27 protein-coding genes, 1 tRNA gene and 1 pseudogene are annotated in these 21,806 nt (G+C 59.9%); 24 read left to right on the forward strand and 5 right to left on the reverse strand.

The window, feature by feature from the left end; genetic code table 11:
- Positions 1 to 2: 2 nt before the first annotated feature.
- From ACI2KS_RS05605 to ACI2KS_RS05720, 24 genes and pseudogenes are all read left to right on the forward strand, one after another.
- Positions 3 to 926, forward strand: coding sequence for a GPO family capsid scaffolding protein (locus tag ACI2KS_RS05605; protein ID WP_404617994.1), 924 nt, complete (start codon positions 3 to 5; stop codon positions 924 to 926).
- A 1-nt stretch (position 927) separates the two neighbouring features.
- A complete protein-coding gene (locus ACI2KS_RS05610; RefSeq protein ID WP_404617996.1) occupies positions 928 to 1,947 on the forward strand; it encodes a phage major capsid protein, P2 family in 1,020 nt (339 codons plus the stop codon).
- Positions 1,947 to 2,690: a phage terminase small subunit gene (gene gpM, locus ACI2KS_RS05615; RefSeq protein ID WP_404617998.1), complete on the forward strand. Its 744-nt coding sequence runs from the start codon at positions 1,947 to 1,949 to the stop codon at positions 2,688 to 2,690. The genes ACI2KS_RS05610 and gpM overlap by 1 nt, the downstream gene beginning before the upstream one ends.
- A gap of 101 nt (positions 2,691 to 2,791) precedes the next feature.
- On the forward strand, positions 2,792 to 3,253 hold the full coding sequence (locus tag ACI2KS_RS05620) for a head completion/stabilization protein (protein WP_404618000.1): 462 nt from the start codon (positions 2,792 to 2,794) through the stop codon (positions 3,251 to 3,253).
- Positions 3,250 to 3,693, forward strand: a complete 444-nt coding sequence (locus tag ACI2KS_RS05625; protein ID WP_404618002.1) for a phage tail protein — start codon at positions 3,250 to 3,252, stop codon at positions 3,691 to 3,693. Before ACI2KS_RS05620 ends, ACI2KS_RS05625 begins: the two co-directional genes overlap by 4 nt.
- A complete protein-coding gene (locus ACI2KS_RS05630) occupies positions 3,683 to 4,363 on the forward strand; it encodes a phage virion morphogenesis protein (protein WP_404618004.1) in 681 nt (226 codons plus the stop codon). The genes ACI2KS_RS05625 and ACI2KS_RS05630 overlap by 11 nt, the downstream gene beginning before the upstream one ends.
- A gap of 11 nt (positions 4,364 to 4,374) precedes the next feature.
- On the forward strand, positions 4,375 to 5,490 hold the full coding sequence (locus ACI2KS_RS05635) for a DUF2586 domain-containing protein (protein WP_404618006.1): 1,116 nt from the start codon (positions 4,375 to 4,377) through the stop codon (positions 5,488 to 5,490).
- A 3-nt stretch (positions 5,491 to 5,493) separates the two neighbouring features.
- Positions 5,494 to 5,946 carry a phage protein gene (locus tag ACI2KS_RS05640; RefSeq protein WP_404618008.1) on the forward strand — a complete coding sequence of 151 codons (453 nt, stop codon included), beginning with the start codon at positions 5,494 to 5,496 and terminating at the stop codon, positions 5,944 to 5,946.
- Positions 5,946 to 6,155, forward strand: a complete 210-nt coding sequence (locus tag ACI2KS_RS05645; RefSeq protein WP_404618010.1) for a TraR/DksA family transcriptional regulator — start codon at positions 5,946 to 5,948, stop codon at positions 6,153 to 6,155. Before ACI2KS_RS05640 ends, ACI2KS_RS05645 begins: the two co-directional genes overlap by 1 nt.
- Positions 6,155 to 6,361, forward strand: coding sequence for a hypothetical protein (locus ACI2KS_RS05650; protein WP_404618012.1), 207 nt, complete (start codon positions 6,155 to 6,157; stop codon positions 6,359 to 6,361). Before ACI2KS_RS05645 ends, ACI2KS_RS05650 begins: the two co-directional genes overlap by 1 nt.
- Positions 6,358 to 6,885: a lysozyme gene (locus ACI2KS_RS05655; protein ID WP_404618014.1), complete on the forward strand. Its 528-nt coding sequence runs from the start codon at positions 6,358 to 6,360 to the stop codon at positions 6,883 to 6,885. Before ACI2KS_RS05650 ends, ACI2KS_RS05655 begins: the two co-directional genes overlap by 4 nt.
- Positions 6,882 to 7,397 (forward strand): lysis system i-spanin subunit Rz, encoded by a 516-nt coding sequence (locus ACI2KS_RS05660; RefSeq protein ID WP_404618016.1) that lies wholly within the window; start codon positions 6,882 to 6,884, stop codon positions 7,395 to 7,397. Before ACI2KS_RS05655 ends, ACI2KS_RS05660 begins: the two co-directional genes overlap by 4 nt.
- Entirely contained in the window at positions 7,394 to 7,684 is a 291-nt protein-coding gene (locus tag ACI2KS_RS05665) for a putative phage tail assembly chaperone (protein ID WP_404618018.1), read from the forward strand. Before ACI2KS_RS05660 ends, ACI2KS_RS05665 begins: the two co-directional genes overlap by 4 nt.
- Positions 7,685 to 7,704: 20 nt before the next feature.
- Positions 7,705 to 7,848, forward strand: a complete 144-nt coding sequence (locus ACI2KS_RS05670) for a DUF6890 family protein (RefSeq protein ID WP_404618485.1) — start codon at positions 7,705 to 7,707, stop codon at positions 7,846 to 7,848.
- A gap of 6 nt (positions 7,849 to 7,854) precedes the next feature.
- Positions 7,855 to 9,885 (forward strand): phage tail tape measure protein, encoded by a 2,031-nt coding sequence (locus ACI2KS_RS05675; protein ID WP_404618020.1) that lies wholly within the window; start codon positions 7,855 to 7,857, stop codon positions 9,883 to 9,885.
- Positions 9,882 to 10,199 carry a DUF2590 family protein gene (locus ACI2KS_RS05680; RefSeq protein WP_404618022.1) on the forward strand — a complete coding sequence of 106 codons (318 nt, stop codon included), beginning with the start codon at positions 9,882 to 9,884 and terminating at the stop codon, positions 10,197 to 10,199. The genes ACI2KS_RS05675 and ACI2KS_RS05680 overlap by 4 nt, the downstream gene beginning before the upstream one ends.
- Positions 10,196 to 11,371: a baseplate J/gp47 family protein gene (locus tag ACI2KS_RS05685; RefSeq protein ID WP_404618024.1), complete on the forward strand. Its 1,176-nt coding sequence runs from the start codon at positions 10,196 to 10,198 to the stop codon at positions 11,369 to 11,371. Before ACI2KS_RS05680 ends, ACI2KS_RS05685 begins: the two co-directional genes overlap by 4 nt.
- Positions 11,364 to 11,879 (forward strand): annotated as a pseudogene (locus ACI2KS_RS05690) (phage tail protein); the annotation flags it as partial. The gene ACI2KS_RS05685 and the pseudogene ACI2KS_RS05690, both read left to right, overlap by 8 nt.
- A gap of 175 nt (positions 11,880 to 12,054) precedes the next feature.
- Positions 12,055 to 14,337, forward strand: coding sequence for a phage tail protein (locus tag ACI2KS_RS05695; protein ID WP_404618026.1), 2,283 nt, complete (start codon positions 12,055 to 12,057; stop codon positions 14,335 to 14,337).
- A 9-nt stretch (positions 14,338 to 14,346) separates the two neighbouring features.
- Positions 14,347 to 14,859 carry a DUF4376 domain-containing protein gene (locus tag ACI2KS_RS05700; RefSeq protein WP_404618028.1) on the forward strand — a complete coding sequence of 171 codons (513 nt, stop codon included), beginning with the start codon at positions 14,347 to 14,349 and terminating at the stop codon, positions 14,857 to 14,859.
- A complete protein-coding gene (locus ACI2KS_RS05705) occupies positions 14,856 to 15,782 on the forward strand; it encodes a hypothetical protein (RefSeq protein ID WP_404618030.1) in 927 nt (308 codons plus the stop codon). The genes ACI2KS_RS05700 and ACI2KS_RS05705 overlap by 4 nt, the downstream gene beginning before the upstream one ends.
- Positions 15,779 to 16,324, forward strand: a complete 546-nt coding sequence (locus tag ACI2KS_RS05710) for a DNA-binding protein (protein ID WP_404618032.1) — start codon at positions 15,779 to 15,781, stop codon at positions 16,322 to 16,324. The genes ACI2KS_RS05705 and ACI2KS_RS05710 overlap by 4 nt, the downstream gene beginning before the upstream one ends.
- A complete protein-coding gene (locus tag ACI2KS_RS05715; RefSeq protein WP_404618034.1) occupies positions 16,321 to 17,031 on the forward strand; it encodes a hypothetical protein in 711 nt (236 codons plus the stop codon). The genes ACI2KS_RS05710 and ACI2KS_RS05715 overlap by 4 nt, the downstream gene beginning before the upstream one ends.
- Positions 17,004 to 17,975: a hypothetical protein gene (locus ACI2KS_RS05720; RefSeq protein ID WP_404618036.1), complete on the forward strand. Its 972-nt coding sequence runs from the start codon at positions 17,004 to 17,006 to the stop codon at positions 17,973 to 17,975. The genes ACI2KS_RS05715 and ACI2KS_RS05720 overlap by 28 nt, the downstream gene beginning before the upstream one ends.
- 5 nt (positions 17,976 to 17,980) lie before the next feature.
- Here the strand turns inward: ACI2KS_RS05720 and ACI2KS_RS05725 are convergent, their stop codons facing one another.
- The 5 genes from ACI2KS_RS05725 to ACI2KS_RS05745 form a co-directional block, all read right to left on the reverse strand.
- On the reverse strand, positions 17,981 to 18,817 hold the full coding sequence (locus ACI2KS_RS05725; RefSeq protein WP_404618038.1) for a DUF5677 domain-containing protein: 837 nt from the start codon (positions 18,815 to 18,817) through the stop codon (positions 17,981 to 17,983).
- 40 nt (positions 18,818 to 18,857) lie between these two features.
- A complete protein-coding gene (locus ACI2KS_RS05730) occupies positions 18,858 to 19,106 on the reverse strand; it encodes a hypothetical protein (protein WP_404618040.1) in 249 nt (82 codons plus the stop codon).
- A 122-nt stretch (positions 19,107 to 19,228) separates the two neighbouring features.
- The gene (locus ACI2KS_RS05735) at positions 19,229 to 19,459 is read right to left on the reverse strand and encodes a hypothetical protein (RefSeq protein WP_404618042.1); all 231 of its coding nucleotides are present in this window, start codon (positions 19,457 to 19,459) and stop codon (positions 19,229 to 19,231) included.
- Between the two features lie 1,009 nt (positions 19,460 to 20,468).
- A tRNA-Gly gene (locus tag ACI2KS_RS05740) sits at positions 20,469 to 20,542 on the reverse strand.
- Positions 20,543 to 20,722: 180 nt separating this feature from the next.
- Complete coding sequence (locus ACI2KS_RS05745) at positions 20,723 to 21,607, reverse strand: alpha/beta fold hydrolase (RefSeq protein WP_404618044.1); 885 nt, start codon at positions 21,605 to 21,607, stop codon at positions 20,723 to 20,725.
- Positions 21,608 to 21,806: the final 199 nt, after the last annotated feature.

Here is a 21,806-nt window from a genome sequence, read left to right on the forward strand (position 1 = left end):
CCATGCCCCGTTCCCTTGTTTCGTATTGGAAACGCGTCGCCACCAGCGGCCCGACCGCCGATGGTCGCGAGATCCTTCCCCAGGAGCTGCGCGATATCGCAGAGACCTACAAGGTCTCGACCTACACCGCCGTTATCTGGTGCGAGCATGAGCGCTGGTGCGGCTCCCATGGCACCGTTTTCGCCGTGCGCCTGGTTGAGGATGCCGACGACCTGCAGCCTGGTCAAATCGCACTGGAAGCGCAGTTGAAGCCGAACGACAAGCTGCTGCGGCTCAACGACCAAGGCGAAAAGCTGTTCACCAGCATCGAAATCACCCCGAATTTCGGCCTGTCCGGCAAAGCGTACCTGACCGGCCTGGCTGTCACTGATTCCCCGGCCAGCCTGGGCACTCAAGAACTCTACTTCTCCAGCAAAAGCAGCAAGGCCGCGTTCTTCGCCATGCCCGTTGCCCTCGGATCACTGCGCGAAGACCTACCGCATAACGACCCGGAAGGCCTGCTGGCCAGCATGTTCGCCAAAATCTTCAAGCGCTTTGCTGTTGACGAACAGGAAGCGTCCACGTCGACCGACACCCCCACCGAGAGCAAACCCCCAATGGATGAAGCTACAGCCAAGGCGCTGAAGGCCTTGAACGAACAGCTGGCGGTGATCGTCGCCGGCATCGCAGCTGTGATCGCACCCGCTACTGATGAAGTCGTAGACCCCGTCGTTGACGAGGTTGACGACGTGCAAGCAGCCGTCGACGCCATCGTCACCCAGGTCGAGACCGACCGTGATTTCAGCCGCCAAAGCAAGACCACCGCCGCGCTGTTGAAAGGCATGGCCGAGATGCAGAAGCAATTCTCGGCGCTGGTCAACACGCCCAAAGGTCGCGACCTGCAGGTCACTACCGGCGCCAACGACAACAAAAAGCGGGTGCTTTGACATGAGTCAATCTCAAGCATTGAGCAATCGCGCTCTCAAGCAATACAACGAGCTGCGCGAAGCGATCGCCGAAACATACAGCGTCGACGTCAACCGCCAGTTCTCGGTCGAGCCGAGCATTGCCCAGGAACTGAACGACAAGATCACTGAGCGCGCCGACTTCCTGGAGCGCATCAACGTCGTGCCGGTCACCGAGATCAAGGGTGAAAAGGTGATGTTCGGCGTCAATGGTCCGGTGACGAGCCGCACCAACACCAAAACCACCGACCGTGAAGCCAAGGACGTGTCGGATCTGAACGGTTTGGGCTATGAACTGCACTCGACCGAATCCGACGTCGCTCTGCCGTTTGCGAAAATCGACAGCTGGGCCAAATTCCCGGACTTCGCCGATCGTTATTCGGCTGCAGTGCAAAAGCAGATCGCCCTGGACCGCATCATGATCGGCTGGCATGGCGTGTTGGCAGCGGTGCAGACCGACCTGACTGCGAACCCAATGCTGCAGGACGTCAACAAGGGCTGGTTGCAGATTGCCCGCGAGGAGATTCCTGAGCAGGTTCTGAAGCAAGGCGCTGTCGCCGGCAAGATCACCCTCGGCGAGGGCGGCGACTACGAAAACCTCGATGGCCTGGTGCATGACACCAAGCAAATGATCGATCCGGTGTTCCGCGATGGCGGTGACCTGGTGGCAATCATCGGCAGCGACCTGTTGGCGCATGACAAGGCGAAGCTCTATTCGAACCAGGCGGGGAAACCCACTGAGAAAGAGCGCATCGAAAGCGCCCAGGTGATCGCCACTTACGGCGGTTTGCCAGCCTTCACCGTGCCGCACTTCCCGACCAACGCAGTCGTAGTCACCAGCTGGGACAACCTGTCGATTTACTTCCAGGACAGCAGCTGGCGCCGTCATTTGCTCGAGAACCCCAAGCGTTCCCGCGTTGAGGATTACAACGCCCGTAACGAGGGCTACGTGATCGAGCAGCTGGAGAAATTCGCAGCAGCTGAAAACGTGGAGCTGATCTGATGAGCCTGGCACTGGCGCACAAGCGGCGCGTACTTGCAGAAGGTCCTGCGGCAGCTGTCGCCAGTGCCGGCGCGGGGAGCTATACGCCCTCCGCTGCACTCTCCAGCCCGGCCAATGGGCGCAAGCATCTCAAGCTGATGGAAGACGCACTGGCGGTGGACCTGGAGCGCATCGCCGCTATCAAGCCGCACGAACTCCGTCAGCAGCTAAAGCGCGATGAGCTGCTGCCCAAATACCAAGAATACGTACAGCGGTATCGCGATTCCGGATTGAGCTTCCCGAACTCGGTGCTGGTGTACGTCCTGATCTGGCTGTTCGACACCGGTGAGTTCGACAAGGGCCTGGAGCTGGCTGACTTCGCCATGTCCCAAGGCCAGCCGCTGCCTGAGCGCTTTAACCGAGACATCCCGACGTTCGTTGCCGACGAGGTCATCACCTGGGCCGAGGCCGAATACAAGGCGGGCCGCAGTCCTGAACCCTATGTCTCGAGCCTGCTGCCCCGGGTTGATGGCGAATGGAAGCTCTATGAGCGTATCCCTGCCCGTTATCACAAGGTCCTGGGAATCATGGCCATGGATGCCAAGGACTGGCGCACGGCAATCGCCCGTTTTGAGCGTGCCGAGGCGCTGTATTCGAGCATTGGCGTTGATGGTCGCTTGAAAACTTCCCGCAAAGAATTGGGGAAAGAGGCTGTTCTGCTGGCTGAAAAGGCCAAAGAGCAAGCCGAAACCCCGAACCAATAACCGACTACCCCCCCAGCGGGGAACTGCTGAGGTCATCCAGTTCACTTGTGACCTGGTGATGCCGTCGACGCAGTTTCCCCGCCCTATTCGAGCGCCCAGCAATGAGCTTTTCAGGTAAACCCACCACGTTTGTGGAACAGCAGATTGAGAACGACGGCTTTTGGCCGGACCTCTCCATGTCTGAGTTTCAGAAGGGTTACCGCCTGCCGGCGGAGTACCTGGGCGAGATGCTGGTTGCTGACCTGACCACCGCAATGATCGAGGTGAACCAGGATCTGGCCAAGCGCAAAGCCGCTTGGCAGAACGTGGGCATCACCAGCGTGGAATCCGCAGACCCTACGGTGCTGCAGGAACGCACATTTCACGCAGCGACGTATAAGCGCGCCGTGTATACCCGCGCCAAAGCCAGCTTGCTGACCCAGTTCGCCACGGTGACCCGCCGTGAAAGCGCCGAGAACACTGGCAAGGAACTGCCCGAGCGTTCCGAAACCTTCCTGGCTTTCAGTCAGCAGGCCGTGCGCTCGCTGCAGGGCCGTGGCCGCATCACGGTGAACCTGCTGTGATCAAGCTGCAGGCGTTGACCGCCTACCTGATCGAACGCCAGCTGGTGGCACCGGAGCAGCTCGACAGCTGGACCGACCAGGTGCAGCTGGAGTTGATCTGGAAGCCCGACGAAAAGGGCATGCACATGGGCGACATGAACTACGGCGCCACGATCGCACTCGAGCGCTTCGCCGATAACCCGGCGCGCCTGATGGCATTGGTGGGCAGCTGGCTGGAAAACACTGACCAGGATCGCGACGGCCTGCCTCAGACCGTGTTCGACATCACCATGCTCGATGACGACCTGGCCGACGTCGACATCAAGCTGCAGTTCACCGAGCCGCAGTACCTGGCAGAGGATCCTGACGGCGAAATCCTGACCTTCGGAAAGACCTGGTCATTCATCCCGTTCGACCTGTGGATTGCCGAGAAAGGCGAGGTGACCGGCGATGGCGCGTAGCACCTTCGAACTCGACGTGCGCGGTTACCTGGGCGTCCAGGAACAACTGGCATTGCTGAGCCTGCCCCCGCAATTGCGCCGGCGTTTGCTCAACAACGTGACCAAGCGTGTGCGCAGCATGAGCCGCCAGCGGATCCGCTCCCAGCAGAACGTCGACGGCACCGCATTCGCAGCGCGTAAAGGCGACGGCAAAGGCAAAAAGAAGATGGAAGCCGGCCTGGGCAAATTGCTCATGGTCACCCGTCTGAATGCCGACGAAGCCGAGTTGGGATGGCGCAACGCACTGACCCGTTGGGTTGCCTCCCAGCAGCACAACGGCGTGTCAGAGCGCCGTACCGCCGCGCAGATGCGCAAATGGAACAAGGTGCCCGAAGGCCTGGCCGCGACCGAAAAGCAGGCCAAGCGCCTGCGTCGGCTCGGTTTCAAGACTCGCCAGGCGGGCAAGAAATCCCTCACGCGACCTTCGGTGGCGTGGATTAAAGAGCATGTGAACTACGCCAAGGCGGGTCTGCTGATCCGCATCCTGGACGACGAACAATCCGAATCCACTGGCAAGCAAAGCTGGGACATCACCCTGCCCAAACGCCAGTTCCTCGGCGCGAGCACCAATCAGGACACCAGCTTGCTGGTGAACCAGGTGCTGCAACAAATCCTTCATTCCCCCCGCTAACGAGGCACTGCATGGCACTCGGTCAAGTCAGCGTTAACAACCTCAATCTCAGCCAAGGCGCTGTGACGGCGGTTGAACGCTATTTCCTCTTCATCGGCCAGGCTGCGAAAAGCCCAGGCCAACTTATTCCACTGAACACGGACAGCGACCTGGACGTGATGCTGGGCATTCCGGCCAGCGATCTGAAAACCCAGATCACCGCAGCCCGGGCCAACGGCGGCGATCGTTGGGCGTGCTTGGCTGCGCCACTGGCTGCAGACGGCACCTGGCAGAAGACGCTGGAGACGGCGCAGCAGCAGGGCTATTCGGTCGAAGGCGTAGTGATCACTGCGCCTGTCACTGCCGGCGCGGCGCTGTCGGCCATGAATGACGCCGCCGTGGCACTGAACAACACCTACGGACGTCGTGCGTTCGTGATGGCGTCCACTGCCGGCATCGATCCTGCCAAGTCCTGGTCGGAATACCTCACCGCGCAGAAGGCGATCACCGCCGGGTTGTCTGCACCGCGTGTCCTCGTCGTGCCCCAGTTGCACGGCAATGACCTGGGCGTGTTGGCCGGTCGCCTGGCAAACGCTGCCGTGAGCATTGCTGACAGCCCGATGCGTGTGGCCACCGGCGCCGTGTTGGGCCTCGGGCCCGTACCGAGCGACAAAGACGGCGTGCCGCTGTTGTCAGCCGTCCGATCGGAGCTGGACAAGGCGCGCTTCTCGGTCACGCAGACCTATCCGGATTACCCGGGCGTGTACTGGGGCGACGGCAACATGCTCGACGCCCCGGGCAGCGACTTCCAGGTGATTGAGTACCTGCGCATCGCCGACAAGGCATCGCGCCAGATCCGTCCGCTGCTGATTCGCCGCGTGGCTGACCGCCGCTTGAACAACACCCCCAACAGCATGGCCGTGAACATCAACGCGCTGATGGCGCCGCTGCGCGCCATGGCGAAGTCCACGACCTTCGGTGGCCAGCTGTTTCCGGGCGAGATCGAGCAGCCCAAGGACGGCGACATCGTATTGACCTGGACCAGCAAAACCGCCGTCGAGGCGTACATCAAGCTGCGTCCCCTCAACTGCCCGAAAGACCTGACCGCGAACATCGCGCTGGATCTTTCCACCGGCGATTCGGAGTAACCCATGGCAGCAAAAATTGGCGGTAAGAACTTCACCGTGAACCTGGGCGATCTGCAGGTTTACGTCGAGAGCTGCACCCTGGACATCACCGACAACACCGCAGTCGCGATGACCGGCGGTGTGCCCAACGGGCATGTCGACGGTGACGTGGCCGCTGCAGGTGAAATCGAGCTGGACACCACGAACTTCAACCTGTTGATCGAATCGGCCAAAGCCGCCGGCAGTTTTCGGGAGCTCGAACCATTCGACGCGGTGTTCTATGCCAAGGCCGGTGAAGAAGAGTTTCGGGTGGAGGCGTTCGGCTGCAAGTTGCGCCTGACCAGCATCCTGAGCATCGACCCGAAGGGCGCCGAGAAGAACAAGCACAAGATCCCGTACGACGTCACCAGTCCGGATTTCGTGAAGATCAACGGCGTGCCGTACCTCTCCGCTGCTGAAATCGAGGGCCTGACCTGATGGTTTGCCCGTTCGACCGTGCCCAGGCGCTTGAGCTTCGGCAGCGCGAGCAGGCCATTACGGCTGTGCTTGCGCGCAAGCGGCCGATCGGGCCGAGCCTCACCCATTGCAAGGACTGCGACAGGGAAATTCCTGCAGCGCGCCAGGCGCTCGGCGGCATGACCCGCTGCGTCCCTTGCCAGTCCATTTTTGAACGAGAGGTTCGGTGATGAGCGCGAATCAAGCCGCCCAGGACACTGCGATCGCGTTGGCAAAAGTGTCGCCTGCGATCGGAGTAGCCGCCACCGGTGTGACCGGCGCCGTCGACTGGTCGGCGGTTGCCTACATGCTGACTGCCTTCTACATGGCGCTGCAGATCCTGCTCCTGGTCCCCAAGTACCGGCAGATGTTGCGAGATTGGAAGGTCAAGGGATGAGCCTGCGCCACAAGATCGCCATCGGCGCCCTGGTGCTGGCCGGCAGCACGTTCACCGCGTTCCTGGGCAAATGGGAAGGCACCGGCCAGAACGTGGTTTACGCGGACCAGTTGGCCCGTGGTCTGCCGACTGTGTGCAAGGGCATTACTCGCTACACCAGCCCAGTGCCGGTCGTGGTGGGCGACTACTGGTCCGACGCCCGCTGCGCCGAGGTGGAAAGCCTGGTGGTTTCGAAAGGGCAGTTGGCATTGGCGGACTGCCTGACCAATCAGGCGATCGGCCAGAACACCTTCGACGCCCTGAGCAGCCACGCGCACAACGTAGGCACGGCCAACACCTGCGCCAGTCGCGCCGTGGGCTTGATCAACACGGGGCGGATCCCCGAAGGCTGTCAGGCGTTGGCCTGGGCCCCGGACGGAAAAACCCCGGTTTGGGCGTATGTGACCGACGTGCGAGGCCGAAAGGTATTCGTGCCCGGGCTGCACAACCGGCGACTGGCCGAAGCGGGGCTGTGCGCCCAATGACCATCAGCCCGTTGCGCCTGCTACTGCTCGTCGTGCTTGCCGGCCTTTTGACCTGGTGCGCGTTTGACTGGGTGACCGATCAACGTGACACCGCACGCCGGGAGCGTGACAGCGCTGTGAATGAACGCGATGGGTTGCGCGAGGCCTCGCGTATCAGCGGGGAAATGCTCGCCACCCGTGACCAGATTGATCAGCAACACACGAAGGAACTGAACCTTGCGAATGCTCAAATTCTGGATCTGCGCCGCGACGTTGACGATGGCCGTCAGCGGCTGCTCATCCGTGCCACCTGCCGACCCGCTCCCGCCGCCAATGCCACCGGCACCACCGGCGTGGCTGATGCAGGATCCGCCGAACTCGCAGCAGACGCTCGATCGGATTATTTCACCCTCCGAGGTCAGCTCGCCCTAAGCAGGCAAATGATCCTCGGCCTGCAGGACTACATCCGCCAGGTGATCCAGCGATCACCGGCCACCGCAGCACCCCTTAAACCAATGGAAACCACGCAATGACCGACGTAAACCGCGACATCACCCTGGAAATCGGCGACAGCGAATTCACCTTCCACCTGACCCCGGCGGACGTGACGAAGTACTTCAACGCCACCACGAACAACAACAAGGTCGCGCCGGCCAACAACCTGTTGGTGCAGACCGTCCTGCAGGAACAACGCGCCGGCCTCAAACCGTTTTTGACCAATCCGATCACCGTGATGGAGCTGGCCGGCGCGCTGCTCGAGGAGTACTCGCCGAACGTTGAAATCATCGTAAAAAAGTCCTCGGACACGCTGACGGCCTGACCGAAGACGGGCTGGGCCAGCTGCTGGCTCTGACTAACCGCTGGTTACCTGGTGCTGAGCCCTCAATCGAAAACATGGGCACGGCCAAGTGGCTGGAAGATGAACACTGGCGCCGGATGGAGATAGCCGTTGCAAACGGCATCGCCTTCGCGCTGAACGGATAAATACGCATGGCCGACCGCGCTGCCCGCCTGGCTTTCATCCTGAGTCTGACCGACAAGGTCAGCGCGCCCCTGGGCAAGGTGAAAACCAGCTTCTCCGACCTGGCCAACCAAAGCCAGCAGAACATCGTCAAGGTAGGCGCAGGGCTGGCCGGGATGGTGGGCGCGGGCGTGGCCATCACTGAATCACTGGAACCAGCGCTGGAAATGAACCGGGCGCTGGGTCAGGTCCGATCGCTGGGCGTTGCCGAAGACGCCCTGGACTCGCTGAACAAGAAGGCCCTGGAGTTTTCCGTGGCCTACGGCGCGCACGCCAATGAATTCGTCGAATCGGCCTACAGCATTTCCGGCGCCATCAAGGGCCTGACCGGGGACCAGCTGGCCACCTTCACCAACACCAGCAACCTGCTGGCCAAGGCTACCAAATCCGACGCCGAAACCCTCGGCGAGTACCTGGGCACCATGTACAACCTTTTCAAAACCCAGGCCGACGCGATCGGCAAAGACACCTGGGTGGAAAAACTCGGTGGTCAGACGGCGCTGGCCACCAAGTTGTTCCGCACCAATGGCGCCCAGCTCAAGGACGCCTTCAAGGAAGTCGGAGCGATCGCCACGAGTTTCGGTGTGGATCTGTCTGAGCAGTTCGCGGTGATCGGCACCTTGAGCAGCACCATGGAAGGCGGCGATGCCGGCGGGCGCTACAAGGCGTTCTTCGAAAACGCTGCCAACGCTTCGAAAACCCTGGGCGTCAAACTGACGGATCAGAAGGGCAATCTGCTGCCGATCCTCGATGTCCTGGACGTGCTGAAAGGCAAGCTGGGTGATCTGAACAGCTCTGCAGCCAGCGCCAAATTGCTCGCAGCGTTCGGCGGCGAAGGCGCCCAGGTGATTGGCGCGCTGGCCAAGGACACTGACCGGCTGAAAAACGGCCTCAATCAGCTCGGTCAGGTGCGCGGACTGGAAAGCGCCGAGAAGATGGCGAAAGCCATGGTCGACCCGTGGCAGCAGTTCGGCGCCGCCGTGCAGGCGCTGCGCATTGCGTTCGGCCAATCGTTGATTCCGCTGTTGACCCCACTGATGGAACGCCTGGTGGGCATCGCGTCGACGCTGACCCGCTGGACGCAGATTTTCCCGAACATCACTCGAGTAATCGGCATCGTCGTTCTGATCATTTTGGGACTGGCCGGCGCGATGGCGGCGCTTACCACGGTGGTGGGTCTGAGCCGGCTGGTGTGGTCGGCCCTGGTCACGATCTGGAAGGTGCTGACCTGGACGGGATTGCGCAGCATCGCGATGTTCCTTTATCACACTGTACTGATCGCAGCGTTCGTCGTGGGCATGGTCGCCATGTACACGTGGATGGCGCTGGTCCGCACTGGCATGTTGCTCTGGCAGGGCGCTATCTGGCTGGTCAACGCTGCACTGCTGGCCAACCCGGTGCTGCTGATCATTGCCGGCATCGTCGCGTTGGTCGCCCTGGTGATCGCGGCGGTGGTGTATTGGGATCAGTGGACCACGGCCCTGATGAACACGGCGGCATTTACGTGGATCACGGCGCAGCTGCAGAAGCTGTCGGACTGGTTCGGCACCATTGGCGGCTGGACCGGGCTCGCCAGCGCCGCGTGGGACGGGATCGTCGCCATCTTCAAGGACGCGATCAACGGCCTGATCGAGATGCTGAACAAGATCCCCGGTGTGAAGATCGATGCAGTGTTCGGGGACATGCCCAAAGCGCCGAATCTGCCAGGGATCACCGCGCCTCTGATGGCGTCCCCTGAGCCTCCGCGCCTGGTGACTACGCCGCCGCTGACTGAACAGGCGGAGCAAGCCCGCGAGCGGATGAACAGCACCACCGTGGGCATCTCGCCTGCGCGGCCTACCGCCGTGCCCCAAGGCGGTCTGCTGCGCACGATCCAGGCCACCACCAGTGCGCAGCAGGCTCGCCCAGGTGTTCACGTTGAAACGCTCAACCTTACCAACACCAAGCCCCTGAACAACCTCGAGCTGGAAAACATGCTCGGCATGGCGGTGGGCGGATGAGCGAGTACCTGGACCTGCTGATCGTCGACAACGACCTGTCGCTGGATCCTGCCCGGCAGCCGCTGCTGGTGGAAGACCGCGCCTGCATCGCCCAGGACATCGCCCACATGATCCGCGACAGCGGCCTGTTGGTCACGTTGGTGGCCGAGCGCAACCGCCTGAAACAGCGCGACTGCATCCAGCAGTTGGAACTGCTGGTGGAAAACGACGTGCGCCTGGTACCGGGCACGGCCTCGATCACCGAGATCGGCGCCGGCCAGTACCTGGTCACGGCCAAAACCCTGGAATTCGGATCGATTGAGGTAACGCTTTGAGCGACGTGGATTTTAAACAGGCGCTCGCTGATGCGGGCATTCCGACAACCGAGGCCGCTCTGCGCCAGGCGTGGGAAACCGAAGTCACTGACCAGGGCGGCAAGCTGCGCAACACCAGCGCCTATTCGCCGTTCTGGCGGATCATGACCGCGTTGGTGACCAAGCCTGCGCTGTGGCTGATGACGTTTGTCAGCGACACCGTGTTGCCGAACTTCTTTGTGAAGACGGCCACCGGCGACTGGCTGGACATGTTGGCCTGGGCGGTGAACGTCGAGCGCAAGGCCCCCACCAAGGCGATCGGCTCGCTGTTGTTCACCCGGGCGTTGCCCACCGGCTCGCTGGAAGTGCCGGTGGGTACCCGCGTGCAGTCGGCAGCGATCAATGGCCACGTTTACGAGCTGGTCACCACGCTCGCCGCCAGCTTCGTCGACGGCCTGGTCCAGCTGCAGGTGCCGGTCACGGCGATCGATGCCGGCAGCGGCTACAACCTCGCACCTGGTTATTTCGCCATCTTGCCGGTTCCGGTACCGGGCGTGGTCCAGGTGGTGAATGTTGATGGCTGGCTCGACACTCCCGGATCTGACCAGGAGCCCGACGATCAGCTTCGACTGCGCGTGCGCAACCAGTTCAGCGCCGTGAACCAATGGCACACCGATTCGGTGTACCGGGCGCTGATCGCGGCGTTCCCTGGCGTATCGGCGGATGGCGTGTATTTCGAGCACAACGCACCCCGGGGCCCAGGCAGCGCGAACGCCTATGTACTGTTCGAAGCCGGTGTGCCGGCGGACACCTATCTGGCGCAGATCAACGCCCGGATCATGGACGAAGGCAACCATGGCCACGGCGATGACCTGCTGGTGCGCACCATGCCGGAAACCCAGCAGGCGGTCAGCGTGCAGGTCTGGCCGGTGGCGAACCTTACGACCGGCGAGCGTGACGGACTCAAAACCGAGGTGGCGTTGTTCATCCGTGCGGCCTTCCGCGAAAGCACCGGGCGCGATTACAGCCCGACGCTGACCTGGCCGCAGTCGCGGTTTTCATTCAGCCGCCTGACCGAGGAGCTGCACGAGCAGTTTCCGCGTATCGCCTCGATGCGCTTTGCGACCACCGACATCATCTCGACGCTGAACATCCCACGGCTTAGCGGGTTGACGGTGACGCTCAATGATTAAGCTAGAGCTGCCGTTCTGGCTCGACGCCGGCGAGCTGACCAAATTGAAGGCAAGCGCCCAGGCTTGGTGGGAAACCGCCGAAGGCTGGATGCGTTGGCCGCTGCTGCAGCTGGACGCCGAAACCTGTCACCTGACCATTCTGGATCTACTGGCCTGGCAGCGCGACATCAGCCGTTTTCAGGGCGAGCAGGAAACGCTGTACCGCAAGCGGGTGAAATACGCCTTCGTCAACGCGGTCGACGCCGGATCTGTCGCCGGCTTCAAACGCATCCTGCAGCGCCTGGGCATCGGCTCGGTGGACATTCTCGAGCGTCAGCCTTACCGCGACTGGGACATTGTGCAGCTGCACCTGACGGACCAGCAGCTATCGGATTACCCCGCGCTGCTCAACATGATCATTCAGCAATACGGACGAACCTGCCGCCGGTACGAGCTGGTGGCCACCTCGATCGTTTCCCTGGTGCTGGGTGCCTACGAGGTCGGCAACGACCAGATGACGCTGACAGCCCGATTCCACGACACCAACACCGTGACCCTGCGCATGACGCTGCAGGAATACGGCGGCGACCAGCAAACCATCACCGCCAAATTCAACCACACCGAAACGGTAGGCCTATCCCTGGCTGCCCTTGAGTTCAACCACGACCACATGACGCTGGTCACCCGCTAAAGGAAACTTCCCCATGGGGGCAAGCATTACCCTGGCAGGCGAAAGCCTGATTGCAACCAAACAGAGCAAGCGCGAAGTGTTGGCCGTTGCACGCTTCGTGTTGGCCAACATTCCCGGCCTCGATACTACGCTGGCTGTCGACCGGGCTGCAGCGCTTCCGCCGGCGGCGCAGGTCGTGAAAGAAGTGGTTGTAACCCGTGAGGGCTACATCAGCCCGAACAAGGTGGTTTACAGCCTGATGCTGGACACCACCATCGGCGATTTCGATTTCAACTACATCGGCCTGGTGACCACTGAAAACGTGTTGCTGATTGCGGCCTACGTGCCCCTGCAGCAGAAGCGCAAAGAGATCGTGCCGACGCAGGCGGGCAACAACCTGACCCGCAACATCGTGCTCGAGTACAACGGCGCACAAAGCCTGACCGGGATTCAGGTTCCGGCCAGCACCTGGCAGTTCGACTTCACCGAGAAATTCAGCTCGATCGCCTCGGACATGGCCCAGCTGCGCCTGGACGTCGACAAGAAGCTGAACGCCGATGCCTTGGGATCGGTCAAGTCGGTAAGCCTCGACGGCCCGGTGATCGTCTACCCGGGCAGTACCAACACCTACAAGATTACCGACTACAACCGGTTCAGCACCTTCAAGGTGGCCGCGTCCGTGGGCACAGTCGCGATCAGCGCTGACACCATCACCCTGACCATTGCGACCGGTACCGCATCAGGGCTGATTACCCTGGACGTCACCCGCGACGACGTGAAGGTTTCTTTCAAAGTGCCCCTGGGCGTTGCGGCGATCGAGAAACCGACCCTGACAGTGCCGGCGAACATGGCCACCGGCGTGGGCTTTGAACCGACCCTGACGAGCTCGACATTCAGCGTGCTGCCGGCGGGCTTTGAAGCCCAGGCGAAAACCCGGTGGCAGATCGCAACCGACGCCGCGTTCACGGTTTTGGTGATGGACAAGGAAGGCACGACCAACCTTAAAAGCATCACCCTGTCTGACGTTGGCGTGCGCCTGAATCCGTCGACCCGCTACTACGCCCGAGTGCGTTACAGCGGTCCTACGCTGACCTCTGACTGGTCGACAGTGATCTACTTCAACACTGCGTCGGTCTACGTGCGGAAACCGGCGATCACCTTTCCGGTGGATGGCTCTGACAAAGTGAGCCTGGCCGGTCGTTTGAAGGGCGATGCGTTCAGCGTCTACGGCGGAGCGGATACGCACCAGGCTAGCCGCTGGCAGATTTCGACCGTCGCGGACTTCTCGACCGTTGTCCAGGACAGCGGCTGGTCCACTTCACAGCTGACCGAATTCGTCCCGCCGTCGAGCCTGACACGCAAGACCCAGTATTACGCCCGTGTCTCATATCGCGGTAACGCGACACCACAAAGCGAATGGTCTGCCACTGTGGGTTTCATCACCGCTGAACCGCTCAACGGAACGTCCACACTGGTCGGCAGCGGCGCGACTGCTCGCGACACGCATACCCTGACCAGTATTGCCGGCGCTTTGTACGCCATGGGCGGCTATTCGACGGCGGTCGGGGTTAACCAGGGCAAAACCCTCTGGCGCTATGACGTTGCCAGCAACGCCTGGCAGCAAAAAGCTTCGGCACCGATCAACCGTTCTCGCCACGCTGCCGCAACCGTGGGCGGCATGCTGTACGTATTTGGCGGCAGCACGGACGGCGGCAGCACGCTCACAGCTGACTTCTCGCGATATGACCCGGCGTCCGACACTTGGGCAACGCTGCAAGTTGGCCCGTCTGCCCGGGCTTGGGCGGGAATGGTTGAGGTCGGCGGCGATCTGTATGTGCTGGGCGGTGGCGCCGGTGCAGGCGGTTCCAACACAAAGGATGTCTGGAAATACACGGTTGCGACCAATAAGTGGACGCAATTGGGGGATATGCCGGCGGCTTTAAACTACTCACTTGCCGTAGCGATCGGGGGGAAGGTCTACGTTCTCGCAGGCTTCGTTCACTACATCTGGGATGTGGCTTCCAACACATGGACCTCTGGAGCGGCCCCGATCGTGAGCGTCGATCGGGGCGCCGGCGCGGGCGTGTCCGGATTCCTTTACACCGTAGGCGGTACCGGAGCGGTGTCGGGTGAGTCGTCCACATACAACCACGTTCAGGAATACGACCCGGCGACGGACAAGTGGCGCCGTCTGGCGAACCTTCCAGTTACGCGGTTTTTGGTGCCGGCGGCAGAATGCAACGGCGCGTTGTACGTCTTCGGCGGGCAACAGAACAGCCCGAACATCGTCACCAACACCCTTTATCGAATCGACTGAGGCCTGTCCATGTACAGAGTTGAATACGTAGCAGACGGTTACGCCATGATCGTCAACGAAAGCGATTACCGTTCGGAGTGGATGGCCCAGACCGAGGCTGAAGGCGAGCAGATCGCTATTAGCCTGAACAAGCCAGAAATGCTGAGCACCTTGGCCGACGTTCGCTACCAGGTGGAAACGGCGCCGCTCGAACTGGCAGACGGTCTGCAGATCCTCACCGATCGAGAAAGCCGCGCTGAGTTCTGGAGCACATACGACAACCTGAAAAACGAGCTGATTCCGGACACCGACTGGAAGGCTGCGAACGGGTGGAAGGTGGTCACGCTCGCCGAGATGCACCCCATTGCCAAGGCCATGGCAGCGCACGTCCGTGGCTGCTACGCCGGCGAACGTCAGGTAGTGACCGCCATCAAAGGCGCGACCACCATGGTGCAGATCGAGGCGATCAACATCGCGGGGCAATTCAGCCAGGCATACCAGGCGGCTGTCGACCAGATGATGACTGCCGAGCCTGACGCATGAACTGGACGCCGGTGAGCATGCAGTGGCCCACCGAGGCCACGCAGTGGATGGACAAACTCGCAGCGGCCAAGGATCTGGCCGCAAGTGAGCTGCAGGGCGCTGGGCAGCGGCTGTCGGCCCTGACGACACTGGTGACCACCGACCTGAGCCAACTGGGTGACATTGCCAAGAACGCTGCCGCTGTCGGGCGCGCTGCGCTCGATGGCCAGTTTGGTGAAGTCCCGATGTGCGTAGTCGTGACGCCGTTTCAGAGTGGCGTGGGGCAGGGCACGGGCTACCAGCGGTTTCTGTCTGCGCCGAACCTGTTGCAGCGGCTGGCTGACAAGCTGCAGGACGTTACCGATCCGGCGCGTCCGGTGGGCGAGCAATACGCCCTGGTGGTGATGTTCCTGGGCACGCGGTTCGATCAGTTGTCCGGCACCTTGTCGAAATTCAATGCCCTTATGCCGATTCCGGATCTGCAGCGCGCCGAGCGTCGATCGTCCAACCTGTTCAAGCTCGAGGCGGAAAAGTTCGAGCTGCCGACGGCGGGCATCCTGCCGCGTTGGGCCGGCCTTCCGCTCGAGCGCTGCACGGTGCTCAAGGACGCGGTGGAATCGTTCAACGGCCAGCTGGCAAGTCTGGAGAGCTACGCGGCCAACAGTTCGCCGCTGAGCGATCTTGCGCAACTGGCCCAGCGCAAAGCGCAGCAGGCACTGGATCAGAGCACTGAGTTGACCGCGCTCAAGGATCTGCTGGCCAACGGCACCGCCGATGCAAGTATGCAGGCGCGGTTGATTGGTCCAGGTGATGCCGGCGAGCTGCGCAAGCAGCTACTCGAGGGCGACGATGCACCAGGTCATGAATGGGTGTTGTCGTCGGGCATGATGCTGGTGGGATCGTTGACGGGGCTGAGCTTCGTGCGCGAGCTGGTGGGCCTATGACTCTGATGCTCGATGGGGAACTGATCACTGGCCACCGGTTGAAGGTAACCGGCAGCTTGAAGATCGAGAGCGATGACATGTCCGGCCAGACCAGTGCCACCGACAAGTCGCACAAGGGCTTCAAGCCGAAAACGCTGACCGTGGCCCTCATGATCCCGTTCAAGGACCAGCAGAACCTGCGCACGCTGATGCGCCTGGCGGAAGGCGTTGCAGGCGGTGGTCAGCCCAAGACCTATCGGATCGTCAATGACACTGCAGAAGCGTTCGGCATTCGCCAGGTGCAGTTCAGCGAAGGCGTGAGCGCTCGCGAAGATGACACCCTGGCGCAGTGGATCATCCAGTTCACTCTGTCCGAAAAGCTCTCCAATCCGGAGAAGGTCGAAAACCGTCAGGCGGGGAAGAGCGTCAATAGCCAGTCCGCACCTGGTGACGGCGTGAACGGATCCGGAAGCGGCGCCGGCGGATCTGGGGCCCCGCAGGAACTGACCGGGTTTGAAGGCGTGTTGAAAAACGTCGACAACTGGCTGGGCAAAACCCTGTGAGCATGAAGCTGCATAAGGTGCTGACCATCGATGGCCAAGTCATTCCCCTGGTGAAGGACGAAGTGCGCCTTGAGCTGAAAACACCCGGGCGTGCGATGTTCACCATCCAGGCCGGCGCGACGGTGAAAGGGCTGGTGACGCTTGATATCGGCTACAACGAAGCCCCGCTGCAGCGTCACTTCATCGGCTACGTCGAGCGGTCCACCGCGGTGAACGGGATTCAGCAGGTGGTGTTCTGCCGTGAACTAGCCGCGGTACTCGCCAATCCGTTGCCGCTGAACCTGCGCCATGTGGATCTGCGCGCCGTGCTGGCGGAGGTCAGCAGCAAAACCGGCCTGAGCTTCCGCGTTCCGGATCAACCGTACACCCGAAAAAAAGCACCGTTCTTCTACAGCCTGGCGGCTGGATACCAGGCGATGGACAGCCTGGCGAAGGTGTTCGGCATCCCGGACGGGATCTGGCAGCAGCAGGGCGACGGCGAAGTCTTCGTGGGCAGTTGGGCAGACAGCTTTTTTGGGGAGCGACCGCCGCTGCAGCTGCCTGAAAAGCTGTTCGACAACTACCAGGGCAACCAAAGCGCGATGATTGCAGCTCTTCCCGGGTTGCGACCAGGTGCAACGATCAACAATGGCGAGCGGATCACCACGGTCACGCTCGACGGCACGCAGATGGGTATCAAATGGACAACGCAATCAAAGGCAGCGTAGAGCGCCTGTTTCCGGAATTGACCGGTGGCTATCACCTGCCGCGTTTTGCCCGGGTTATTGGCGTGCCGGATGCGCCCGCCGGCGCCGGGATCTGCGACGACTTCCGGCCACGTTACGCGGTCGATATCGAAGTGCTGACAGCGGACGGCGATGCGGATCCGGCATTGCCGATTCTGTCGGGCGTGCCGCTGCCGGTGCCCACCGGCGGCGAGGAAATGGGCGTGTTCGGCTTTCCGGAGGAAGGCACCCGCGTAGTGGTGTGCTTTGCCTACGGCCTGCCGAGCTGCCCTTACATCCAAACGGTGCTGCCGCACGGCCTGAGCTTGCCAAAGGTGCCCAAGGGCGACCAGGTGTGGCAACACAGCGATTTGGTGCAGCAGCGCGTCGACGCGGACGGCAATTGGACCCGCCTGACCGACGGCAAGATCCGTGACCAGGCGATCGAGCGCGAGGTGGAAGCCCTGGGCAACAGCGAGCGCTATCAATCCCACGCCCAGGACGTGAAATACCATTCGACGGAACAGGTGGGGGGAATCAAGCGTATCGATGCCCTGGGTGCGCTCAAGCTCAATTCAGCCGGCACCGCCACGCTTGCTGCCTTGGACGACATGCACCAGGCAACCGGTCGGGATCTGAACCTGGTAGTCGGCAAGAAGCACAACGCCTCGGTCGGTGGCGACATGCAGGAACAGATTCAGGGCCTGCGTAAAAGCGTGGCCGGGATGAGCCAACGCCTGCAGGCGCCGAAGAACTGGGTAGGTTCGGAGACGGTCAACATCTTCAAAGTGCTGTGCGACACTCTTGACCTGGTACAACTGATGGCCACGCAGATAGCCACTCATACCCATCCGACCGGTCAGCCGCCAACGCAGGCGGCAGTGTTCACGGCGGATGCGGTTAAAGCCAAACTATTGTCGGTCACTTTGGGTGCGGTCACTTTGTAAGGACGTCACTGCGAGGCAGGCGGGGTATAAATATGGTTTACGTGCTCAGTTTTTATATACCAAGTGGAAGCAATATTTATTGCCTTTGACTCTTTGAGTATTTTTTCAGACTCAGGAAAAAGCTCAATATATGAATGTATCAAATGAGCCAAGACCAATATCCCGCAGTTGAGAAAGCTTTCTGCGAATCTTTTCTGGGAGTGGATATCGGGAGTGTCACGAATTTGAAGGATGCTTATATAACTCCCGTGAGCGTGATTGCTCAGTCCGTTATATATGTCCCTGAAATACGTGGGATGTATAGCAGCAAGCTCACTCAAGTATTTCCAACCATCTGCTGGCTTCCACTTCCCTTCTATAATGCTTCTACCTCTCTTTGGTGGATGTGTCTGGTGGTGGGGATGAGCCTCCAGCTCCCCGATTATCTGAAGGATAGCCACTGCCTCTTGAGCGAGTACTTGCTTGGTTTCTTTCGTGTTAGCGAGCAACCTGCTGCGGTCTATCAATCCTGCTAAGCGCCATGCCTTGTGACGGTATTGGGTGACTTCTGGATCGTCATTAATGAATACATAGTGGAATGTCAGATAGCTTTCAAAAGCTGTCCTTAATAAAACGGCAATTGAGGATATGTCTATATACTCAAAGCTTTCACCCTGACCGAAATTGAAATGACTACCATTATAGAGTTGCTGTGCCGAGGCTATATTTTTGAATATCTTTGCACACAATACTTGGCCGTCATTTTTCCAATTTGACGCCTGAGTATTTGGCTTGCCTGATTCGGAGTCGATCAGTTGGAATGTTAAATAGGTCAGGTGTTCTAGATCTTCAACGTAATTCATGCAGTGTCCCTTGCAGTTAGATCGGTGAGAGTCAATCGCTTTAGGGCAGAGTCCTTAATGTCTCCATCCTGGCTTCACTTGCTGTTTCAAAGCCAACGTACATCGCCTCGATCATATCGCGCTTTAAGGCCTCTGCAGTTTCAAGCCCCAACACAAAACCTTCGGCACGGTTCACAGCCATACGCACCGCTTGGACGCTCTCTGCTACCTCAATTGCTGCGAGCAGCCGGAACACCTGGTTTCGGATCCCTACAGGCATAGTCAAGCTACGTAGATCAGCTTTCATCATATAGCCACCCCGTACAACGTCTATGCAAAAGCCCGCTACACAGAGCGGGCTTTTGGTTGTCAGTTTTGGACTAGTTTCGTCACCCTCCGATTTTACTCTTTGTGTATGGATCAGGGAATAAATTACTTCCGGTTTTGAGCCTCGTGAGGCACGGACGAGCAGGTTGCTGGGTTCATGAGGGATTCCAAGGCCTCGGACTGCTCGTTGGTGATCAAGTCCAGCGCTAACAACGCATGCAGCTGGCCCAGCGCATAAGCACGCCCTCGCGGGCTGACGTTGTCACCTTCCGCTTCAATGTCGGCCCGGATGGATCGTAGGCGCTCCGCAACGGCTGAGTCTTCAATAATTGGCATCGGCGAATTCCTTTCGGTCTGGTGGTGTGCCGCTGAATGTCGGGCATCGTGCCTCCGCTGTCAAACTCGCCCTGGTAAAGAAAAAGCTGCCGAAAAAGCACTAATCCCCCTCCCGCCGACGGGCTTTGCGTCCGTTTTTTGTGCAAATCCTCAGACAGTGCAAACAAAGCTGCAGCCCAGGCGGGCCACGGGGCTCCGTGGGCGATCGCGCATTTCACAGTTTGCAAAGTTTTGCGAAGAAATGAAGCGCGGCTGCACGGCCATCCGATTCCGCCTCAGAAGGCGCGAACGCGGGATACCCCCGGCTTTGCTGGGCGAAAAATTGAAAAACGAACGAATAGGGATGTTTTCGAAATCGGGATCCGTCGCGAGCTGGCGGCATTTGGCAAGGCGACGACTTAAAGGTGGACGACTGAAAGCCCCGTTCTGTCTGCCCTGCAGGCTGTTTCGTAGCGTCGGGCAGGCTGCACAACGCTGCACAGAATATTCGCTTTAACCAGGTCCTAGATTCGACCTGAAAAATACCGCATTTAACGAGAACAGTTCTCAGGATGATGGGGGCGTTTTCAGAAAGAGCGATATCGGCGATATCAGGCTAGAAGGATGGCTGGAGACCCCGGTTTTAAAGGGTTTCCGGTATTACACAGCGAAGTAATATTAAGCGATATGAAAAGTAATATTTTGCCCAACCCCCCGGATTCATTGGGTTTTAAGGAATAGAAATATAGCTTCTTTAAAAGGTAATACTATCGCCTTCTTATCGCTTCAATATCGCCTTTTCTAAAAACCGCTGAAAGCCACGGAACACAAGGGCTACAGCCATTTTTTGATAGGCATATTACTAATATCGCTCTTTTTTCTGGGGGGCACAGATTTTAGGAAAGAGTTCCTAAGATAGGTCGGGGGGAGTCGGCGAGGCTGTGAGCGTCAGGTTTCAGCAAACGGTCCCCAATACGGCCCCCAGAGATAGAGGCGAAGGCACGAACGTGGCTGGAACCCTTGAAAATGCTGGAGCGGGTGAAGGGAATCGAACCCTCGTTATCAGCTTGGGAAGCTGGAGTAATGCCATTATACGACACCCGCTTTTGACGCCTTGGAGCGGCTGACTTTGTACCAGATGCGGGCGGCGAAATGAAGCGTTAAATGTCGTGGGGCGCAAATCAGTATGGGGTCAGGTGGTGCTGCAATGGGGTACGGGATTCATTCGCCAATGGCTGTTGGATGGGCGCTGGCGAATGAATCCGTTCCCTGAGACCTTCACGGTCAGATTGCAAATGCATGGTGCGTCTGTACCTGTCGATAGCGGGTTCGGCTGGGTTCAGGTGCCGGAGTGAGGAAACTCAGCACGGCGTTCTGCGAATCCAGGCACGCGGCCTTGTGTTCCATGTCCAGAAAATGCCCGGCGCTGTTGATGGTGGTGAAATGGCAATCACGGATGTGATTGGCGAACAGCCTGGCGTCTGGCGCTGCGGTGTACTCGTCCCATTCGCCGTTCATGAACAGCACCGGCACATTGATGCGCTTGGCGGCCTTGATCTGGTTATGCGTGCTGACGTCCAGTACATGGTTGATGTGGTGATGCATCTGCGCGTATTCGTGCAGATCCAGAGAGCTTACGTGTTTGTAGTTGAAGCGCTTGAACAGCGACGGCAGGTGTTTGCCGATGGTGCTGTTGATCAGGTTGCCGACTTCAAGGCGATCGAAGGCGCCCAGGTGCTGCTGGCCACGGGTGAGGTAGTCGTGCATGTGCTCATTGATGATCGGCGAGAACGAGCTGATGACCGCTTTCTCGATGCGCTTGGGCCGATGCGCCAATGCGACCAGTGCTGCCGCGCCACCCCATGAGAACGACATGAGGTGTTCAGCGTTGAAATGGTCGATCAGCTCCAGCAGGATCTGGCCTTCGATTTCCTTGGTCAGCGGACGTTCGTGAAGGTTGTGTGGTTTGGACTTGCCCGCATAGGGCTGGTCGTAGAGCACCACATTGAATTGCGGATGCAGGTTACGGACGGTCTGGGCGAAAGATGCTGTAGTGGCCAGTGAGCCGTTGACCATGATGATGGTCTTTTCTGCGGCATCTGCGCGATAGAACTCCGTGTAAACCCGAAACTGGCCTTGTATATCAAGCACAGCGATTTCTGGCCTCATATCCATGTCTCCTGACGTTAAAACACATGTGCGCGCAATGACGTTGCACGAGTTTCGTGACAGGTAGGCAGTTGCCTTGCAAGGGGCCCATGTCGGTCCGGGACAGTCTGTCCGACAGGTATTGTTATTGGCGGGCGATTTGCCGAGCGCAAAGGGTGCTGACGACGGCAAAAGGTTTCTTAGAATGCATCAGTGACTC

The sequence above is a fragment of the Pseudomonas sp. NPDC087358 genome, from assembly GCF_044900785.1.
In the GTDB taxonomy this organism is placed as follows: domain Bacteria; phylum Pseudomonadota; class Gammaproteobacteria; order Pseudomonadales; family Pseudomonadaceae; genus Aquipseudomonas.

Bases quoted from the DNA above. Each gene is read 5' to 3' on its own strand.
- ACI2KS_RS05710 (WP_404618032.1), top strand. From the start codon at position 15,779: ATGACTCTGATGCTCGATGGGGAACTGATCACTGGCCACCGGTTGAAG.
- ACI2KS_RS05745 (WP_404618044.1), bottom strand. From the start codon at position 21,607: ATGAGGCCAGAAATCGCTGTGCTTGATATACAAGGCCAGTTTCGGGTT.
- ACI2KS_RS05735 (WP_404618042.1), bottom strand. From the start codon at position 19,459: ATGCCAATTATTGAAGACTCAGCCGTTGCGGAGCGCCTACGATCCATC.
- ACI2KS_RS05640 (WP_404618008.1), top strand. From the start codon at position 5,494: ATGGCAGCAAAAATTGGCGGTAAGAACTTCACCGTGAACCTGGGCGAT.
- ACI2KS_RS05620 (WP_404618000.1), top strand. From the start codon at position 2,792: ATGAGCTTTTCAGGTAAACCCACCACGTTTGTGGAACAGCAGATTGAG.
- ACI2KS_RS05645 (WP_404618010.1), top strand. From the start codon at position 5,946: ATGGTTTGCCCGTTCGACCGTGCCCAGGCGCTTGAGCTTCGGCAGCGC.
- ACI2KS_RS05705 (WP_404618030.1), top strand. From the start codon at position 14,856: ATGAACTGGACGCCGGTGAGCATGCAGTGGCCCACCGAGGCCACGCAG.
- ACI2KS_RS05630 (WP_404618004.1), top strand. From the start codon at position 3,683: ATGGCGCGTAGCACCTTCGAACTCGACGTGCGCGGTTACCTGGGCGTC.
- ACI2KS_RS05730 (WP_404618040.1), bottom strand. From the start codon at position 19,106: ATGATGAAAGCTGATCTACGTAGCTTGACTATGCCTGTAGGGATCCGA.
- ACI2KS_RS05605 (WP_404617994.1), top strand. From the start codon at position 3: ATGCCCCGTTCCCTTGTTTCGTATTGGAAACGCGTCGCCACCAGCGGC.
- ACI2KS_RS05655 (WP_404618014.1), top strand. From the start codon at position 6,358: ATGAGCCTGCGCCACAAGATCGCCATCGGCGCCCTGGTGCTGGCCGGC.
- ACI2KS_RS05650 (WP_404618012.1), top strand. From the start codon at position 6,155: ATGAGCGCGAATCAAGCCGCCCAGGACACTGCGATCGCGTTGGCAAAA.
- gpM (WP_404617998.1), top strand. From the start codon at position 1,947: ATGAGCCTGGCACTGGCGCACAAGCGGCGCGTACTTGCAGAAGGTCCT.
- ACI2KS_RS05675 (WP_404618020.1), top strand. From the start codon at position 7,855: ATGGCCGACCGCGCTGCCCGCCTGGCTTTCATCCTGAGTCTGACCGAC.
- ACI2KS_RS05700 (WP_404618028.1), top strand. From the start codon at position 14,347: ATGTACAGAGTTGAATACGTAGCAGACGGTTACGCCATGATCGTCAAC.
- ACI2KS_RS05695 (WP_404618026.1), top strand. From the start codon at position 12,055: ATGGGGGCAAGCATTACCCTGGCAGGCGAAAGCCTGATTGCAACCAAA.
- ACI2KS_RS05665 (WP_404618018.1), top strand. From the start codon at position 7,394: ATGACCGACGTAAACCGCGACATCACCCTGGAAATCGGCGACAGCGAA.
- ACI2KS_RS05660 (WP_404618016.1), top strand. From the start codon at position 6,882: ATGACCATCAGCCCGTTGCGCCTGCTACTGCTCGTCGTGCTTGCCGGC.
- ACI2KS_RS05720 (WP_404618036.1), top strand. From the start codon at position 17,004: ATGGACAACGCAATCAAAGGCAGCGTAGAGCGCCTGTTTCCGGAATTG.
- ACI2KS_RS05610 (WP_404617996.1), top strand. From the start codon at position 928: ATGAGTCAATCTCAAGCATTGAGCAATCGCGCTCTCAAGCAATACAAC.
- ACI2KS_RS05725 (WP_404618038.1), bottom strand. From the start codon at position 18,817: ATGAATTACGTTGAAGATCTAGAACACCTGACCTATTTAACATTCCAA.
- ACI2KS_RS05680 (WP_404618022.1), top strand. From the start codon at position 9,882: ATGAGCGAGTACCTGGACCTGCTGATCGTCGACAACGACCTGTCGCTG.
- ACI2KS_RS05635 (WP_404618006.1), top strand. From the start codon at position 4,375: ATGGCACTCGGTCAAGTCAGCGTTAACAACCTCAATCTCAGCCAAGGC.